This is a genomic window from Corynebacterium drakensteinense, from assembly GCF_041224285.1.
Taxonomy (GTDB): Bacteria; Actinomycetota; Actinomycetes; order Mycobacteriales; family Mycobacteriaceae; genus Corynebacterium.
The window spans coordinates 60,300-76,849 of sequence record NZ_JAXOFP010000013.1; the positions used below are offsets into that span (position 1 = coordinate 60,300).

Genomic DNA, 16,550 nt, shown 5'->3' on the forward strand with positions numbered 1-16,550 from the left:
GGCTTGCGGTTTTAGCGCTTTGCCCACAAGTATTCAGTAATATTGTGGTCTTTTTCTAGGCCTTTGCCTTCGAATTTGGTGATCAGCTGGCGGTCGGTCAACTGTGGGCATTCTGGCCACGGCCAACCTTTGTATTCTAGCTGCGGTTCGACGTCGACAAGCTCGTTGATCCACTCGGCATAGTCCGCATGGTCGGTCGCCACGTGCAGCACCCCGCCGGGCTTCAGGCGGGAGGCGAACAGGTTCAGCGGGCCGGATTGGATGATGCGGCGCTTGTGGTGCTTGGCTTTCGGCCACGGGTCGGGGAAGAACACGCGTATGCCGTCGAGTGATTCTGGGGCGAACATGCGCATCAGCACTTCCATGCCATCGCCGCGGATCATGCGGATATTCGGGATCTCTTCGCGCACCACCTGGCCCAGCAGCTTCGCCAGACCAGGCTTATATAATTCGACGGCAATAATATTGGTATCGGCTTCTTGTGGTGCCATCGCCGCGGTGGAGGTGCCGGTGCCGGAGCCGATTTCCACGATCGTCGGTGCCCCGCTGCGGCCGAACCAGGCGTCGATGTCGATGTGTTCGTCGGAAAGCATCGCACCAAGCTCGCCCCAGTGCTTTTCAAACGTGGCCAGCTGGTTGTCGCTGAGCGAGCCGCGGCGGAAGGTCACGGTACCTAGGCGCGGGTAGTCGAGGTCGTTGTTGAAGACTTCGTTGAAATTGGTTTGCGGTGGGCGCCCAGGGGGGAATTCGCCGATGCCGCGTGATTCTGCAGTATTTTCTGTATTCATCTCGTTATTCGGTGTATTCATGTCATTATTCATTGCACTCTATTGTTCACCGTCAAAACTGACAGAACAATTCGGGGTAATTTTGTGGAGACGGATTTGTGCTGCAGTATCGACGGCAGCTGCGATCCAGGCTCAGTCACCCCCAGAATAGGGTGGCAAATACACATTACAAAAGACTAAAATGTGGATAAGCAGGGGTAGTGGCAGTGCGTGCATACACGCTTATACGTGGTTATTACCTTTCACCCCTGGTAGTCGCTACCCTGGGGCATGTCCAACCTGCTGTAGTGACCGATCAGGAGTCTAAATGAGCGCCCCAATCACGGGACTTGTTGGTGAAGCGCCAACGCAGAACAAAGAATTGATCAACTGGATCAACGACGCCGTTGCAATGTTCCAGCCAGACGACGTCGTATTCGTCGATGGTTCGCAACAAGAATGGGATCGGCTTGCAGAAGAACTCGTCGACGCAGGCACCCTCATCAAGCTCAATGAGGAAAAGCGTCCGAACAGCTACCTCGCACGCTCGAACCCATCGGACGTTGCTCGCGTGGAATCGCGCACTTTCATCTGCACGGAAGACCAGGAAGGTGCCGGCCCAACCAATAACTGGGCTCCGCCGCACGCCATGAAAGAAGAAATGGTCGACGTCTACACCGGTTCTATGAAGGGGCGCCGCATGTACGTCGTTCCTTTTTGCATGGGCCCGATCAATGATCCAGATCCAAAACTGGGCATCCAGCTGACGGACTCGGCGTACGTCGTCATGTCCATGCGCATCATGACCCGCATGGGCACGGAAGTCCTGGATAAGCTTGGCGACGAAGGCTCCTTCGTGCGCTGCTTGCACTCCGTGGGCGCCCCGCTGGAACCAGGCGAGGAAGATGTTGCCTGGCCATGCAATGAAACCAAGTACATCACCCAGTTCCCGGAGAGCAAAGAGATCTGGTCCTACGGCTCCGGCTATGGTGGCAACGCCATTTTGGCGAAGAAGTGCTACGCGCTGCGCATCGCCTCGGTTATGGCGAAAGAAGAAGGCTGGATGGCTGAGCACATGCTCATCCTGAAGCTGACCAGCCCAGAAGGTAAAAACTACAACGTTGCCGCCGCCTTCCCATCCGCTTGCGGCAAGACCAACCTGGCCATGATCACCCCAACTCTGGATGGCTGGTCCGCAGAGGTAGTCGGTGACGATATCGCGTGGATGCACCTGCGCGAAGACGGTCTGTATGCCGTGAACCCAGAAAACGGCTTCTTCGGCGTCGCGCCGGGCACCAACTATGCGTCCAACCCTATTGCGATGCGCACTATTGAACCAGGCAATACCTTGTTCACTAACGTTGCGCTGACCGACGACGGCGACGTCTGGTGGGAAGGCATGGATGGGGACGCTCCAGAGCACCTGATTGACTGGAAGGGTAATGACTGGACCCCGGATTCTGCGGAGAAGGCTGCGCACCCGAACTCCCGCTACTGCGTGCCAATTTCCCAGTGTCCTGTCGCTGCCCCGGAATACGACGACTGGCGTGGCGTGAAGATCGACGCCATTCTGTTCGGTGGGCGTCGTGCCGACACCATCCCGCTGGTGACCGAAGCTTTCGATTGGGAGCACGGCACCATGATCGGTTCGCTGCTGGCTTCCGGCCAGACTGCCGCTGCCGAGGGAACCGTCGGTGCGCTGCGCCACGACCCAATGGCGATGCTGCCGTTCATGGGCTACAACGCTGGTGAATACCTGCAGCACTGGATTGACATGGGCAAGAAGGGCGGCGACCTGATGCCGTCGATCTTCCTGGTTAACTGGTTCCGCAAGAACGACGAAGGCAAGATCATCTGGCCTGGTTTCGGCGAAAATTCCCGTGTGCTGAAGTGGATCACCGAGCGTGTCGACGGCAAGGTCGGCGCAGAAAAGACCATCGTGGGTAACACCGCGCGTGCCGAGGACTTGGACCTGACCGGTTTGGAAACCAGCTTGGATGAGGTCAAAGAAGTCCTGGCTGTGGATCCGGCAGAGTGGGCTAGCGATGTCGACGACAATGCTGAGTACCTTAACTTCTTGGGCTCACGGGTCCCGGATGAGGTTCTGGAGCAGTTCGAGGCTTTGAAGTCCCGCATCGAGGAAGCTTCTGCAACGAAGTAAATCTGGCATTCTGCTCTGTTGCCGGTCTAGGTCTAGGGCAGGAAAGCGCTGAGATAAGACTTCCTGCCTGGGGCCTGGTGTTTGAGCGCAAACGGAAAGATCATTCCGTTTGCGCTTTTTGCATGCAAAAACGGCGTGACGAAGAACATTATCGGAAGGATCTTTCCGATTTCGGTTTTCTGGACTAGGATTTAACTTAAAAATACACCTAATCGGAAGGATTTTTCCGTCCTGATGTCTGGCTCACATGTTGGAGCTGGTTGTTTGCAACCTGCTGATAGTACGACGCAAGCGCGGAAGCTGGGTAGCGTAATCCGGCGTACTCGTAAGGAATACATGCTCACCCAACCGCAACTTGCCTTGATGATTGGGATCTCTGATCGCACGTTGCGTGAAATTGAGAAGGGTACTGGTAGCCCCAGTGTGAAAGCTGTGCTGGCAACCTTGGAGACCCTCGGCTTGGAGCTGGACATTCGGTAATGGAAAGTCTGAAACGAATCACGCACGCTGATGTATATAAAAATGGTGTCTTAGCCGGGAAAATAGTTAAAGACCAAGTAGGGGTTCTCTCGTTTACTTATGTCGGAGAGTATTCCGGGGCGCCTGTAGCGACTACCTTGCCGGTTAATTCTGCAGCAGTGACGATGCCGGGTGGAGGATTGCCGAGCTTTTTTGCAGGGCTGTTGCCTGAAGGGCACCGTCTCACCGTGCTGCGGAAAGCTGTGAAAACTTCTTCTGATGATGAGTTAAGCTTGATATTGGCAATAGGCAATGATTTACCTGGCGATGTTCAAGTAGTTCCTGAAGGCACGAAACCTCAAGAGCAAAAGTCACTGGTCATGGGAGATGTGAGACTGCAAGATTTTGCAGCTCTCACCTCGTCAGTGGACGGTGTGGGCATCGCGGGCGTACAAGCTAAAGCGTCTTCATCGATGGTTAATGCTCCTGTGCGCATTGGTGGCAGGCATGGAATCCTAAAGATTGACCCACCGGAGCACCCACATTTAGTCGCTAATGAGGCTTTTCACTTACGCCATGCACGGGAGCTGGGTATACCCGTTGCCAAGCATGAGGTAGTGCATGACCAGGTAGGGCGTCCGGGATTGTTGGTGCAGAGGTTTGACCGTAGTGATGCCGGGCAACGATGGGCGATGGAGGACGCAGCCCAGTTATTGAATATTTTGCCGGCAAAGAAATATGATGTTTCGGCTGAAGACGTCGTGCGTGCCGTGCAACAAACGGTGAATGCACCGCCGGTTGCCACGAGAAATCTTTTCATGCAATTTTTTTATGCCTGGTTGACTGGCAACGGTGATGTGCATGCCAAGAATATCTCTGTGCTGCAATCGAGTTCCGGGAAGTGGAAGGTATCGCCAGTCTATGACGTGCCATCGACCGTGTTCTATAGGGACATGACGATGGCGCTTCCGATTGCGGGAAAAACCAAGGATATTCGGGCGCGACACTGGGAAGATTTTTGCGCGAGTATTGGATTACAGCGTCCGGTGATGCAGGCTGCTGTAAAAATAGTTTTCGACGTGGTGAAGCAGATGGATTTATCCGAGCTGCCTTTCGAAGGCTCGGCGCGGTACGGAGCAGAAAGAGAATTACGATTCCGTAGATTGGAGACCGAAAAACTATTGAGTAGTTAAAACTCCATTTTCGGTACAGCGAGGGTGTCAGGTGTCTGAAGTGTCCCAGGTTTTGTTCCGGTTTCGTAGATGGGAAAATCTGGAATATGCCGAGAAAATTTGACCAGGATGCAAAGGACCGTGTGGTCCGTCTCGTGGAAGATCGCATCGTGGCGGAAAATATGTCGATGCAGGCCGCGTGCCAGGCAGTAGCCCCAAAGCTAGGGGTTTCATGGCACACGGCAAGACGATGGACTTAAGCCTGCTCGCCGTTCGGGAACCATCCCAGAACCTGTGCCTGAAGATTTGGCTGCCGAAAACGCGAGGCTACGCCGTGAAAATCAAGAGCTGCGGGATACCAATGAGTTGTTGAAAGCTGCCTCGGCTTTTTTCGCGTCGGAACTCGACCCGAAACGTCGGAAATGATCCGGTTCATCGATGAATACCGGGATCGTTTCTCAGTCGAGTTTATTTGTACGACGTTGAAGAACAATCGCGAAGGTGGCTTCATTACCTCGCGTGGTTATCGCCAGTCCAAGGCCCGTGGATTAAGTGCTCGTCGCCTTCGTGACGGCGTGCTGGTTGAACGTATTAGTGCTGTTCATCAAGCTAATTACGGTGTTTACGGTGTGCGGAAAATGTGGCATGCTCTACGCCGTGAAGGAATTGATATCGGTCGTGAGCACACTGCCCGGCTGATGCGCCTGGCTGGTGTTTCAGGCAAAGGCAAAGGCCGATCACCTATTACAACCCGAAAAGCTAGCGTGCCTGATCTGCGCCCGGATTTAGTGCAACGCGAATTCAGTGCCGAAGCACCGAATAAGTTGTGGGTGGCTGACATTACCTATGTGCGCACGAAGAAAGGCTTTGTGTATGCCGCGTTTGTCACCGACGTGTACTCCCGACGGATCGTTGGGTGGGCGCTATCAGATTCCATGCGCACTTCAGGCTTTGCCGCTGCAAGCTCTCAACCAGGTAATTGTGTGTGCGGAGGAAACAACAGGTCTCATTCACCATTCGGATCACGGGTCGCAGTATGTCAGCGTGGTCTACAACGAGCGACTTGCCCAGCATGGCATTATCGCTTCCACCGGGACTGTTGGTGATTCCTATGACAATGCTTTGGCGGAAAACGTTAATGGTTCCTACAAGAACGAGCTGATTCATATCCGCAGGTGGGATGATGTTGTCGAGGTAGAAATCGCGACGTTCGAGTAGGTGTCATGGTGGAACGAGACAAGGCTGCATCAAAGTTTGGGATACCGAACCCCGGTCGAAGTCGAAACTGAATTTTGGAAGCAGAACCCGCCACAGGCAATAATAGAAATAAAAGCAAATGCCTAGGAACAAAACTCGGGGCACTTCATATCACGCACAGTTATTCGAACACGATCCTGGAGTTCTCCACGGTTGACGAAGCAACTCGAAGTGATTCACTTCGGTTCCGGGGTGGGTGGGATACGCTCACAGATGTCCGTATCCCACCCACCGCAACAGCACTCGAGAAAGGTCACACGTGACTGACTATGCAGTTGACGTACGCGACGTAAGCGTCGTCATTAAGGGGAAGACGATTCTTTCCCACCTCGACCTCCAGGTGGAAGAAGGTTCGTTCCACGGGATCATCGGTCCAAACGGGGCGGGCAAGACGACGCTCTTTAACGCGATCCAAGGGTTTCGAAAGCCGACGGAAGGAACGATCCGAGTCCTCGGCCAGTCGCCCTATCCGCGCAATCTAGCCCTGCTGTCCCAGATCGGGATCCAGCCCCAGCAGTCGGCGTTCTTCCCGAAGACGACACTCCGCGAGCACCTTCGCGCGGTCTGTGCGATCCAGGGCGCAGAGCACTCCACGATCGACACGCTCATCGAGGCCCTCAACCTCGCGAAGGCGGCTGACACCAAAGTGGAGAATCTCTCCGGGGGCGAGCGCCAGCGACTCGCCGTCGCCACCGCGATTGTGCACCGGCCGAAAGTCCTCTTCCTCGACGAGCCGACGGCAGGCCTCGATCCCGAAGCCAGGTACTCGTTGGTCTCCCTGCTCCAGTCGACCAATCTTCTGGAGATGACCACCCTTTATACGACGCACTACCTCGACGAAGCTGAGCGGCTATGTGACACGGTGTCGATCGTCGAACAGGGCAAGATTCTCACGACGTCGAGCCCGAGCCGCCTCGTCGCCGAGGCCGATCTCGGCTCGACGGTCATTCTCCCCAATGCTCTCCACCAGGCGGATGCGGTGGCGACGCTTCTTGGCCCGGACGCGGTGCGGGTCACCAAAGACGGGCTCGAGGTTCGGTCTCACGACACGGCCGCTCTGTTCGCGCGCCTCGCTGAAGGCGGGATCGATACACGGCACGCCCAAGTCCGCGATGGGCGCCTCGAGGACGTCTATCTCCAGCTCACCGGAAGGGATTGCGTAGCATGACCAGATACCGCGCATTAACCAATGTCCTTCTTCGCTACGACCTACGCGACTGGGCGACCCTTATCTTTACGTTCCTCTTCCCGGCGGGCCTACTCGTTGCGCTCGTGTTGACGATGGGTGACAGTATCGAAGGAATGGACCTCACCGGGCCGATCAGCGCGAACGTCATGGCCTTCGGCGCGGCCTTCGTGGGAATCTTCGCGGGCGCCACCCACCTTGCGCTGTGGCGCGAAAACGGAATGTTCGTCGTCCTACGGAGCTTCCCCATCTCCTCAAACACGGTCATTGCCGCACAGGCGACGGCGGGCATGATCTTCCTGATAACGCAGGCCCTTGCCCTCTTCGGCATCGCAATGGCACTCGGCATGACTCCGGAGGCGACCGCGCCGATTGCACTCCTGCCCTTGATCCTGGGCTTCCTGCTTTTCTTCATGCTTGGGGTACTCGTCGGAATCATTCTGCCGTCGATGGCCGGCGTCTCCATGGCAGCGGTCGCCATCATCATCCCCTTGGGAATGATCGGTGGAGCCATGATGCCGATTGAGACGCTTCCGAGCTGGGCGCAGACGGCTGCACCGTACACTCCGATCTACCACATGCGCGAGGCCGTGACGATGCCGCTCAATGGCGAGGGGACGTGGGGTGACGTTGGAATTGGGCTCGGCTATCTGGTCGCTGTGACCGCGATACTCACGTTGATGGCGCAGCGAGCGATGAAGTGGAAGTAGAGCTGTGCCTTCTTTGCTCAACACCTGTACGCAGGAAGCCTGTGTGATCGCAGATGGCTTTCTCGCGGCAGGCCCGCACAGTCTCACAGCGGAGGAGCTGCGTGAACGTTGGTTGCGGACGCGGTCTACGGCGCTGAATCGGGTGCTAGGCTCCCCGAACTCCACCGCTGTCGGGACTTTCGGGGAGTTCTTTTCAGGGATTCGGCGAGCCATGACGCGATTTGCTGGTCAGTCCCGTATTCTCCCCGCGCTTTGAGCTCTCCAACGCAAGATCGGATAGCCGTCTCTTCCCTACTTGATATTGCAGAGGAAACCTCAAGGATTACTGAGTCCATAGCCACTTCTCTTCACTCACTTACAGTTGGTAAGGTGAGATAATGGCCGATCTGCATGACTACTCAATGTCCCTTTTGAGAGGTGACGTGGTTCGTCTCCGTTCGCTTAGCGAAAAAGACTTGCCGAAGTTGGTTTCATGGTGGAACGATCCGGCTTGGAAACCGTATCAGAGCGGTGTGGTCGCACCTTCTTCAGACATGTCCGTTGCAGAGCAGTTTCGCTCTTGGAGCAAGAATAATAATTCGGGCGACTTCGGCTTTTCCATAGAGGAAATTAAAACTGGACAACTTCTTGGACATGTTACTCTTTGGGGGATAGACCCTGTTGTACGGATCGGAAATATTGGAATCATCATCGGCGGCGAGCATGTTGATCAGGGGTTTGGAACGGATGCCATTCGAGTGCTTCTTCGATTTGCCTTCGAAGAGCTTCGCGCCAACAAAGTAGAACTGTGCGTTTGGGAATTCAACTTGCGGGCAATCCATGTATATAAACGCCTTGGTTTCAAAACGGAGGGGGTTCGTAGAGAGGCGACATTCCATAATGGTAGGTATTGGTCTCAAATTCAGATGGGTATGCTTAATAGCGAGTATCTCATGACCCGTTGAAGAACTGCTTTTTGCTCAGGGGCTTCTCACTTTTAGCTAGTCTGGAGAATTGCGCTTGAGCTATCTAATGGTTTGTGTGTAGGTCCCCAACCTGGATATTTAAGGTGTCCACCAAACAGGGGTCAGGCCCGTACCACCAACAGAAGCCCATGCAGCTGCAGATTGGATTGTGATTTTTTGGATAGCTTGAAAAGCTCCGCCAGTTTCATTGCCGGGTAGCTCTGATTATCTTGATAGCAGCTGCTCCGTTTGCAGCGGCATTAGGGGTGACGCATGCCTTAGGCGGACTGGTAACAATCAGCTTTGCTTCTGCACTGCAGTGGGGGTTATTGCTCTGCTACTTGGATTATCACTTGATAGATTCGCGGGTATGGTCGCGCGTGGGGTTTATTTTCTCTCTGGTCTATCGGTATTTCATACGCAGGCTTTAGGAAATGTAATTGGGCTGGTTTTGTTAACGGTGTTGTATTTCTTCGTTACGGAAAATATCTGGTTTGCACTGCTTGCTAGCCTGATCCATATAGCCGTAGCGGCAATGATAGACAAGATCATCCCGGATTGAGACGCGCCGCCGTAGTGCGGCGCTTAGATTTGCCTTGTTAAACAAATTCATCGCCAATTAATTGTTTGATGAAAAGTTTAAAAAACCGTGTAGTCAAAATCGATAATAATATAATGATTAGAATGTCAACCCCCCAATCCCATAGCGATTCGTTGTGCATGATTGAAGAAGGGGCTATGAATGCTGTGAATAGCATTGCAGAAAATACAAACATTCGAACATCATTGCCAGCGATAATCCCGAGGTTTATTTCCTGGCCCAGAGCTTTCCCTCCAAAATAAATAAATGTTGTAATTGGTGCTGCAATAATGAAAAGTATCAACGGGATGGATGCTTGCGAGTCGGCAGCGATCATCATATCGACGGCTGTATGAAGTAAGCATAGCGAAAGTAAAGATAACGAAACTATAACAAAAGTAAAACGCTCATGCATCGGTCGTTCCTTTTCTGGCCTCTGAATATTAGTTTGGTTATACATACCAACTGTAGCTAAGAGAAGGGAAGCTCGGGTATGTATGTTCAAAAACTTGAGTAAAGCGTAAGGCTTTGGCAGTACCAATCGTTTTTACTCTTGCTGTTTCTGGTATCTCTGATGGGCACGCGAACGCAACAGTTGATCATGAACAAGCATATGTGCTAGAAAATGAATTTCCAAGAAATCCAACTGAGACGGACCTATCAAATATTGGGGTTGCCCGTCAGGACGCTGAACATGCTTCAGAAGAGTTTGTTCGTATTATTCGAGAAGCGCAGAATTCTGGGAAACTCACTGATGCTCAAAGTGATTATTTTCTAGAGCTTGCTGAATCTCCGCGTTCTGATGTTGATGGTGCAGTGAGTACTCGAGCATTGCCTTTATGGGCTGCCGGTGCAATTGTTGGATGCGCGGGAAGCGCGGTGGCTGGCTCAGGAAAAACTCAAATTCAGAATGCTCTCAAGCGGGGAGCTTCCGTCGATGAAGCAGCAGATATTGCTGTAGACGTAGCGGTTGATTGTGTTTTTGGTGCTATACCTGGTGGGGCAATTGCTGCGGCTGCGAAGAAAATGCTTACACAACCTATTAAGAATGCGCTTAGGTCAATTGTGAAAAAAGCTGTGAAAAAAATTGATGATGACTAAAACGATGTTCGAAGTGTTTGGTTGTCAAATTATTTAAGCCTTAACTTGTTTCGCGTTTTATCCACTACGATCACCAGATTTGAGGTGCCGAGCTCACGCAGGCCCGGTACAGAGTTAATCCACCAGGCCCAGCTGGGGTGGTAACGCGGAAAACAGTAGGTACGGTAGCCGCATTCGGCTGCCCAGTGAAGTCCTTCGCGGGCGGAGACGTCGAAAAGCGAATGCCCCCAGATATTTTTTGGTGGATGCCCGTGCTTGCGTTCATAGCGACGCTGGGCGAAATCGCCGCCAATATAATGCGGCCACAACCCTGTTTCGTGCCCGCCGAAAGGACCGAGCCACACCGTGTAACTGATGACCGCCAAGTTGCGTGCAACCCGCACCATTTCCTCGGCCATTTCCCAGGGGCGCGCGATGTGCTCGGCCACGTTGGAGGAATAGACGATGTCGACGCTGTTATCTCGAAAAGGCAGCGCTGTGCCGGAAGCACGAACCGCGGTATCCAGCGTGATTCCGGCCGCAGTCATTTCTGAAACGTCTGGTTCCAAGCCAATATAGTGCGCGCCGTGTTCGGCGAAAGCCGCCGAAAAATACCCGGGGCCGCCGCCCACATCCAGCACCGATAACTTGTCCAGCCCCGTGCCGTGCAGATCATGGTGGATTGCTGTCAGTTGTTGCGCGGTATCACGGGCCAGTGGCTCATAAAACTTGCGTGGCTGGGTTTGCTCGTAACCGAAAGACCGCAGCAGACGGATCGACCGGGCTAAGCTGGCATGGCGGCGCGTGTGGTGCAGGGGATGGCGCAGTTCGGGACGCATAGGCTTCCAGGATATAGCGTGTTGGAGGTTGTAGTTGGGGGGTCCAGTTTTTATTGGCCGATCTTCGCTGAAAGTCTTGCCTTTTGGGTAGGAAATTATATTATGAGTGTAATCATTGTAACTAGAGAAAGTGACTTAGAACATGTTGAGCGTTTTTCGGCGAAGAACCGTTCCGAGTGTGTGGTGCGATCTGTGCCCAGTATGAGCGGATGGGTGGTCCGCGACGTTTTGATGTGGCTGCGGGCAGGTCCTTGTGGTCGAGTCCGGGATAGTTACACCATCGGAGTTAAAGGGTTTGATTGGGCAACTAGTTAAATCAATATGAGACAAGGATGGAAGCAGAGAGAATTGCAATTTTTCAAAGAATAGGGCACTGTGGATAATTTTGATTTTCCGAGTTTTCTATACTTGGTGTTATTGTTCAGCGTTGTTCCTTCGATGATAATCGGAGGAGTCATTTGGCTCAGCTATCTGATTTCTCGGAGGAAAGCTCTGCGTGACGAGCACTCGGCGTCGAACCCTAAGGTGCAGCGGAGGATAGACCAGCCACAGCGTTCTTATCCGGTTTGGTTATTGCTGATGTGTGGTGTGGCAGCCGGTGTGTTAGCCCCGATTGTTTGGTTGACATGGTCGCCTAGTGATGGGGCGCAGCATGTACCTGAACCAGCTGGTGATTACCCTCTATGGCAAATATTAGGTTGTGTAGTAACTGTTGCTGCCTGCTCTATTTTTGTCAGTATGAAGTTGCGCAGTACTTTTCGGGGTTGTGTACTCGCGTCGATTGGCGTCGCCTCAGGCCTTGCAGTGCCTATGGCCGCTGTTGAGGCTAGTGAATATCCTGAACCGTACACCGGACTTGGAACAATGATCACCTATATTTGCTCTGCGTTTGCTCTCTTTTTTCTCAATCTTTTGGTCGCATTTGTCATGGAACTAAAGCAGGTCCGTTCACACGGTAAAGATATGCTCTGATGAATAAAAAATTTATAATATTTGGTGGCGTAGTCTCGCTGTTGATCGTGCTGGCTTTGGTCGGCGCGTTGATGCTTCGGAATTCAGTTGGAGAAAGAAAAACAGCCACCGAAAGCACTAGTCACCCTGTGTATGTTGGGATCTCGTCTGAAGTCGGTGGACCATTGCAGCCGTATGACAATAATTTGTTGTTCTGGTCGGAAACTGATGGTTCAGGTGCTGTTGCTCATCTTCTTGCGCGTACTTATTTTCCTTCTATTCATAGGTTCCAAGGTGGGTTTATAGCCCCAGATCGCGATTCATTAGTTGCCTTGAATTCAGATCTGCAGATTCGCCAACGCTATGTGTTGTCGGGGCTCGGTGCAGGAACACAATCGATGGCGACTACTTCACCCGACGCATCAGTAGCAGTCTATGAATTTAATGAAACCGGTCGGGGAGAAGGAAATGCTGCACGATTAGCGGTTGTCGATGGTCACGGTCTGCGGGAAACAATGACGACGGTTAGACCAGACGCAGTAGCCGCATGTGATGACGGGACTGTGAAATGGATTGAGCATCACCCTGACGGCGGAGAGCTTGGAAAGCCAGGGACAGCTGATCTTGCAGTTTGGTCCGTGGGCGAAGAAATTGTGCGTAAACCTATCGATTGGAGGTTTCAGCTGATCGGGGACGGAAATCAGCTGGAATGTAGTGGGCAGTATCCTGTAGTTGCTACCGATGAATCTGATACGAGAGTTTCGGCTGTTTTTCATGAAAATACTGATTCTGTTGCTGTATCTGGTATACGAAAATTCCCTGATATTGAATTTGCGAAAATGGGCAGATTTCATACGGTGCACAACCGGACTTTTTATAGCCTGAGTGAAAGCGGGAGATTATTTGCGGTTAATTTGGACCGGAATGAGTTATTGTACGAGCATGAGTTGAATCTGCCGGGGTCTGGAGAGATTTCGGTAACTTATGACGGTGATTTCGCGCATATTGTTACGCGTCCACCTGAGTTTGATTATCGGCAGTCAGTGGTCAGTGTTGAATTATCTAATCCTACCTGCCAATCAGATGCGGTTTCTTTGGCTGCGTATGATGATATCTCTGCAGAAGCGAAGCTTAAAAGGCTGGGAGCCTCATATATGGGAGTGTTATCGGTTTACCCGAGGCAGCCTCTCGACTCACTAGGATGCAGCTAGGCCTTCGCCCCTCTTGCCCCCTCTCACCCAGCTAAGGTGGTAGGGAGTATGAAGATCTTATTGCTGTGTTGGCGCGATTCCACCCACCCGCAAGGCGGCGGCTCCGAACTGTATTTGGAGCGGGTTGGGGAATATCTCGCGCGAGCAGGGCATGAGGTGATCTACCGATCCGCCGCACATACTGATATGCCGCGGCGTTCGGTGCGCGATGGCGTGCGTTATTCACGTAGCGGCGGGAAGTTCACGGTGTATCCGAAAGCACTGTTGGGCATGCTCGTCGGCAAGCTGGGGCTGGGCACGCTGTCGAACCTTGATGTAGTCGTCGATACGCAAAACGGGATTCCATTTTTTGCGCGCTTGGTGTTTCGTCCAACGGTGCTGCTCACACACCACTGTCACCAGGAACAATGGCCGGTTGCTGGGCCGCTGTTGGCGCGGATAGGTTGGTTGTTGGAATCGAAAATCGCGCCGAAGGTGTACCGGGGCGCGCCCTATGTGACTGTTTCGCAGGCCTCCAAGGAGGATTTGCAGGAGCTCGGGATTCCGGATGCTGCGATCATTGAAAACGGTGTGGATGAGGTGCCTGCGCTGCTGCCGCGTCTGGAGCGTCGTGGGGTGCACATTGTCACGCTGTCGCGGCTGGTTCCGCATAAACAAATTGAGCACGCCATCGATGCTTTAGCTGGGTTGGACGGAGCGGCTGAGCTTGCCGACGACGTCGTGCTGGATGTCATCGGTTCGGGCTGGTGGGAAGACAAATTGCGGGCCTACGCGGCGGCGTCTGGGGTGGGCGAGCGCGTGTTCTTTCATGGGCAAGTCACCGACGACTACAAGCACGCGTTATTGGAGCGTGCCGAAGTGCACGTGATGCCGTCGCGGAAAGAAGGCTGGGGTTTAGCCGTCGTCGAAGCAGGTAAGCATGCCGTCCCGACGGTCGGTTATAGTTTTGGTCTGCGTGATTCCGTCGGGCATGGGGGCACTGGATTGCTCGCTGATACTCCAGAGGAACTGGCGGTACAGCTGCAAAAAATTCTTGCCGACGACTCCTTGCGTGCACAGCTCGGTGCGGGTGCAAAAAAGTTCGCGGAACAGTTTTCCTGGGAAAAGACTGGTCAGCGCTTTGCCGCTTTATTGGAAGATGTGGTTGCTAGAGATGCTGGGCGCGGCTGATGGGGTTTGTCGCTGATGGGGATTGTCTCTGATGGGGTTTGCCGAAGTGGCGTAGACGAGGTCGGCTGTGTTCTGGAAAGGTAGGCTATGCTTTATGAATTCCTCGGAGATGAACGCGACAGCTGAAGAGAAGCTAGTGAACAATACCGCGAAGCCAGAGAAGTCGGAAAAGCCAAAGAAAAAACGGCAAGTACGGGAAGCCACCGTCACGGGGCGTACTCAGTTATCCCGCACGATGGTGCGCCTCAGTTTTTCTTGCCCAAGCTTGGCCGGAGGCGAATTTCCGTTCACTGACCACTATGTCAAGCTGCTTTTTGCGCCAGCAGGGGCTGACTATAGCTGGCCATTTGACGTAGAAGAGATAAAGAAAACCCAGCCGAGGGAGCACCAGCCGGTGCGCCGGACCTACACTTTCCGCCGAATTGATCCGGCCACAGGAGATTTTGAGATCGATTTTGTGGTGCATGGCGAGCACGGTGTTGCCGGGGCGTGGGCGCAGAACGCGAAGATTGGTGAACGCATCGGTTTTCTGGGCCCTGGTGGAAAGTGGCACCCAAGCGACAGCTACGAACATTTTGTCTTGGCTGGTGACGAAGCCGCAGCACCTGCGATTGCCGCCGCGTTGGAAAACCTGCCGGAAAACACCACTGCCGATGTCTATCTGGAGATCGTCGATGCAGAGTGCACCGTGCCCATGCCGGAACCGGCTGGTGCCAACCTGCATTGGGTGCTGCGGGATGGGAGCATGCCGGGTACTGCTTTGGTTTCTGCTATCCGTGAGGCCGGTTACCCAGCGAAGCGAACCAGCTGGTTTATCCATGGCGTTGCCGAAATGATCAAAGACGTCCGAAAGTTTTTGTACGTGGACGGCAATATCGCGAAAGAGGACACTTCCATTTCTGGGTATTGGCGCTTGCGCATGACCGAAGATGAATGGCAGGCATCCAAGATGGAGTTCAATCAAAGCGTTGAAGACGAAGAACGCGCGCTACGCAGTCGACGTAGCGCGTAGTTTAGCTAGCTGAACGCCGACGCAGGTGTCTGTTGCGTCAACCGGTAACGCTGTTTTGGGCTCCGCTGCGGGGCTGTAGCGCGCACAAGATTTTCGGTTAATAACTGGCGGAGACTACGCCGGATGGTTTCTGCTGTCACGCCCGCAGCGTCGGCTAGTTCTTTGGTGCTGGCAGAATCATGCGCGCGCAAGTAATCCACAATCGCCTCGCGTGTGGAGCTATTTGCCGCGGGCTTAGAGTGCGCTATGGAATGCGCATGAGCTGAGGATTCCGCGTGTTTTGTGAGCGTTGTATGTTCTGTCTCGCCGCGCTTATAAAACAGCAAAGCGAAGCGTGTAAGACTGTTCCGAACTTCCGGTGGCGGCAGGAGGTCGCGGTGCAATTTATCTAAAATCTCTTGGTAGCCGGAGCCACGATTTTCGGCCACGAAGCCGTCGTCAAGATACGGAGTGGATTCTAAAATGCGTGATAGTGCAAGATTCCGTGAACTCGAAATGCCATCCGTTCCCAAAGTATCGACAGTGACAGCGCCGTACAGTCCACCTGGATTACGGACCTCCAAGCGGTCGGCGAACAAATCTACTTGGACCTGTGTGCCACGAGCTTCCGGTGAATAATCGCGGTGCATGACAGCATTGGTAATGGCTTCTCGTACCGCAACCGGAGGGAAATCAAAAAGATCGTACCGAAACGCCCCGCGCATGATAGCGCCCCGGGGTGAGGCTGCCTGCACCTTGCGAGTAGCCTCTTCGATCAACAGCGGTATCGGCCCTTCAACGGTTAACGTATCCGTGTAGCGGATTCCGGATGCGTCGCTGGCTTTAGTTGTGCCACGATAATGGGTGAAGGTAATCGATAACTGCGGGAAAAATTGCTGTGGGTAGGTTCCAAGAGCAAGCAAGCCAGCCAGGGTTGGGCGAACCGTGCCATCAGCATTGAAGTGTCCCAGGTTTTGTTCCGTTTGAGTAGATGGGAAAATCTGGAACATGCCCAAAAAATTTGACCAGGATGCAAAGGACCGCGTGGTCCGTCTCGTGGAAGACCGCATCT

At 53.5% G+C, this 16,550-nt stretch carries 17 protein-coding genes and 1 pseudogene; 14 read left to right on the forward strand and 4 right to left on the reverse strand.

The features are described from left to right. Positions 1-11: 11 nt before the first annotated feature. Complete coding sequence (trmB, locus tag U1140_RS08410; protein ID WP_369847192.1) at positions 12-788, reverse strand: tRNA (guanosine(46)-N7)-methyltransferase TrmB; 777 nt, start codon at positions 786-788, stop codon at positions 12-14. 307 nt (positions 789-1,095) lie between these two features. On the opposite strand from trmB, the gene U1140_RS08415 reads away from it, so the two are divergent. The 9 genes and pseudogenes from U1140_RS08415 (at position 1,096) to U1140_RS08455 (ending at position 9,218) form a co-directional block, all read left to right on the forward strand. After that, positions 1,096-2,928, forward strand: coding sequence for a phosphoenolpyruvate carboxykinase (GTP) (locus U1140_RS08415; protein ID WP_369847171.1), 1,833 nt, complete (start codon positions 1,096-1,098; stop codon positions 2,926-2,928). Positions 2,929-3,162: 234 nt separating this feature from the next. Continuing rightward, positions 3,163-3,408 (forward strand): helix-turn-helix domain-containing protein, encoded by a 246-nt coding sequence (locus U1140_RS08420; RefSeq protein ID WP_369847172.1) that lies wholly within the window; start codon positions 3,163-3,165, stop codon positions 3,406-3,408. After that, complete coding sequence (locus U1140_RS08425) at positions 3,408-4,580, forward strand: type II toxin-antitoxin system HipA family toxin (protein ID WP_369847173.1); 1,173 nt, start codon at positions 3,408-3,410, stop codon at positions 4,578-4,580. Before U1140_RS08420 ends, U1140_RS08425 begins: the two co-directional genes overlap by 1 nt. A gap of 40 nt (positions 4,581-4,620) precedes the next feature. Next, positions 4,621-4,819 (forward strand): annotated as a pseudogene (locus U1140_RS08430) (hypothetical protein). Between the two features lie 378 nt (positions 4,820-5,197). Beyond that, positions 5,198-5,665, forward strand: coding sequence for a DDE-type integrase/transposase/recombinase (locus U1140_RS08435; protein WP_369847193.1), 468 nt, complete (start codon positions 5,198-5,200; stop codon positions 5,663-5,665). A 410-nt stretch (positions 5,666-6,075) separates the two neighbouring features. Continuing rightward, entirely contained in the window at positions 6,076-6,984 is a 909-nt protein-coding gene (locus tag U1140_RS08440; protein ID WP_369847175.1) for an ABC transporter ATP-binding protein, read from the forward strand. Continuing rightward, a complete protein-coding gene (locus tag U1140_RS08445; RefSeq protein ID WP_306514842.1) occupies positions 6,981-7,712 on the forward strand; it encodes an ABC transporter permease in 732 nt (243 codons plus the stop codon). The genes U1140_RS08440 and U1140_RS08445 overlap by 4 nt, the downstream gene beginning before the upstream one ends. 377 nt (positions 7,713-8,089) lie before the next feature. Beyond that, a complete protein-coding gene (locus U1140_RS08450) occupies positions 8,090-8,656 on the forward strand; it encodes a GNAT family N-acetyltransferase (RefSeq protein ID WP_369847177.1) in 567 nt (188 codons plus the stop codon). A 370-nt stretch (positions 8,657-9,026) separates the two neighbouring features. Continuing rightward, the gene (locus tag U1140_RS08455) at positions 9,027-9,218 is read left to right on the forward strand and encodes a hypothetical protein (protein ID WP_369847179.1); all 192 of its coding nucleotides are present in this window, start codon (positions 9,027-9,029) and stop codon (positions 9,216-9,218) included. Between the two features lie 37 nt (positions 9,219-9,255). Here U1140_RS08455 and U1140_RS08460 read toward each other — a convergent pair whose 3' ends face one another. Next, on the reverse strand, positions 9,256-9,651 hold the full coding sequence (locus U1140_RS08460; RefSeq protein ID WP_369847180.1) for a hypothetical protein: 396 nt from the start codon (positions 9,649-9,651) through the stop codon (positions 9,256-9,258). 113 nt (positions 9,652-9,764) lie between these two features. Between U1140_RS08460 and U1140_RS08465 the strand changes: the two genes are divergently transcribed. After that, complete coding sequence (locus U1140_RS08465) at positions 9,765-10,337, forward strand: hypothetical protein (RefSeq protein WP_369847181.1); 573 nt, start codon at positions 9,765-9,767, stop codon at positions 10,335-10,337. A 29-nt stretch (positions 10,338-10,366) separates the two neighbouring features. On the opposite strand, the gene U1140_RS08470 is transcribed toward U1140_RS08465, so the two are convergent. Continuing rightward, entirely contained in the window at positions 10,367-11,155 is a 789-nt protein-coding gene (locus tag U1140_RS08470) for a class I SAM-dependent methyltransferase (protein WP_369847183.1), read from the reverse strand. A 375-nt stretch (positions 11,156-11,530) separates the two neighbouring features. Here U1140_RS08470 and U1140_RS08475 point away from each other — a divergent pair, with 375 nt between their 5' ends. The 4 genes from U1140_RS08475 to U1140_RS08490 all read left to right on the forward strand — a co-directional run bounded on the left by U1140_RS08475 (position 11,531) and on the right by U1140_RS08490 (position 15,499). Beyond that, positions 11,531-12,127, forward strand: a complete 597-nt coding sequence (locus U1140_RS08475; RefSeq protein ID WP_369847184.1) for a hypothetical protein — start codon at positions 11,531-11,533, stop codon at positions 12,125-12,127. After that, entirely contained in the window at positions 12,127-13,317 is a 1,191-nt protein-coding gene (locus U1140_RS08480; RefSeq protein ID WP_369847185.1) for a hypothetical protein, read from the forward strand. Before U1140_RS08475 ends, U1140_RS08480 begins: the two co-directional genes overlap by 1 nt. Positions 13,318-13,365: 48 nt before the next feature. Next, positions 13,366-14,487, forward strand: a complete 1,122-nt coding sequence (locus U1140_RS08485) for a glycosyltransferase family 4 protein (RefSeq protein WP_369847187.1) — start codon at positions 13,366-13,368, stop codon at positions 14,485-14,487. 94 nt (positions 14,488-14,581) lie between these two features. Further along, complete coding sequence (locus U1140_RS08490) at positions 14,582-15,499, forward strand: siderophore-interacting protein (protein WP_369847188.1); 918 nt, start codon at positions 14,582-14,584, stop codon at positions 15,497-15,499. A 5-nt stretch (positions 15,500-15,504) separates the two neighbouring features. Here U1140_RS08490 and U1140_RS08495 read toward each other — a convergent pair whose 3' ends face one another. Then, complete coding sequence (locus U1140_RS08495) at positions 15,505-16,488, reverse strand: ATP-binding protein (RefSeq protein ID WP_369847190.1); 984 nt, start codon at positions 16,486-16,488, stop codon at positions 15,505-15,507. Positions 16,489-16,550 lie beyond the last annotated feature (62 nt).

Excerpts from the sequence above, each read along its gene's own strand:
- trmB (WP_369847192.1), bottom strand. The coding sequence starts at position 788 with ATGAATACAGAAAATACTGCAGAATCACGCGGCATCGGCGAATTCCCC.
- U1140_RS08415 (WP_369847171.1), top strand. The coding sequence starts at position 1,096 with ATGAGCGCCCCAATCACGGGACTTGTTGGTGAAGCGCCAACGCAGAAC.
- U1140_RS08420 (WP_369847172.1), top strand. The coding sequence starts at position 3,163 with ATGTCTGGCTCACATGTTGGAGCTGGTTGTTTGCAACCTGCTGATAGT.
- U1140_RS08425 (WP_369847173.1), top strand. The coding sequence starts at position 3,408 with ATGGAAAGTCTGAAACGAATCACGCACGCTGATGTATATAAAAATGGT.
- U1140_RS08435 (WP_369847193.1), top strand. The coding sequence starts at position 5,198 with ATGTGGCATGCTCTACGCCGTGAAGGAATTGATATCGGTCGTGAGCAC.
- U1140_RS08445 (WP_306514842.1), top strand. The coding sequence starts at position 6,981 with ATGACCAGATACCGCGCATTAACCAATGTCCTTCTTCGCTACGACCTA.
- U1140_RS08450 (WP_369847177.1), top strand. The coding sequence starts at position 8,090 with ATGGCCGATCTGCATGACTACTCAATGTCCCTTTTGAGAGGTGACGTG.
- U1140_RS08455 (WP_369847179.1), top strand. The coding sequence starts at position 9,027 with ATGGTCGCGCGTGGGGTTTATTTTCTCTCTGGTCTATCGGTATTTCAT.
- U1140_RS08460 (WP_369847180.1), bottom strand. The coding sequence starts at position 9,651 with ATGCATGAGCGTTTTACTTTTGTTATAGTTTCGTTATCTTTACTTTCG.
- U1140_RS08470 (WP_369847183.1), bottom strand. The coding sequence starts at position 11,155 with ATGCGTCCCGAACTGCGCCATCCCCTGCACCACACGCGCCGCCATGCC.
- U1140_RS08480 (WP_369847185.1), top strand. The coding sequence starts at position 12,127 with ATGAATAAAAAATTTATAATATTTGGTGGCGTAGTCTCGCTGTTGATC.
- U1140_RS08485 (WP_369847187.1), top strand. The coding sequence starts at position 13,366 with ATGAAGATCTTATTGCTGTGTTGGCGCGATTCCACCCACCCGCAAGGC.
- U1140_RS08490 (WP_369847188.1), top strand. The coding sequence starts at position 14,582 with ATGAATTCCTCGGAGATGAACGCGACAGCTGAAGAGAAGCTAGTGAAC.
- U1140_RS08495 (WP_369847190.1), bottom strand. The coding sequence starts at position 16,488 with ATGTTCCAGATTTTCCCATCTACTCAAACGGAACAAAACCTGGGACAC.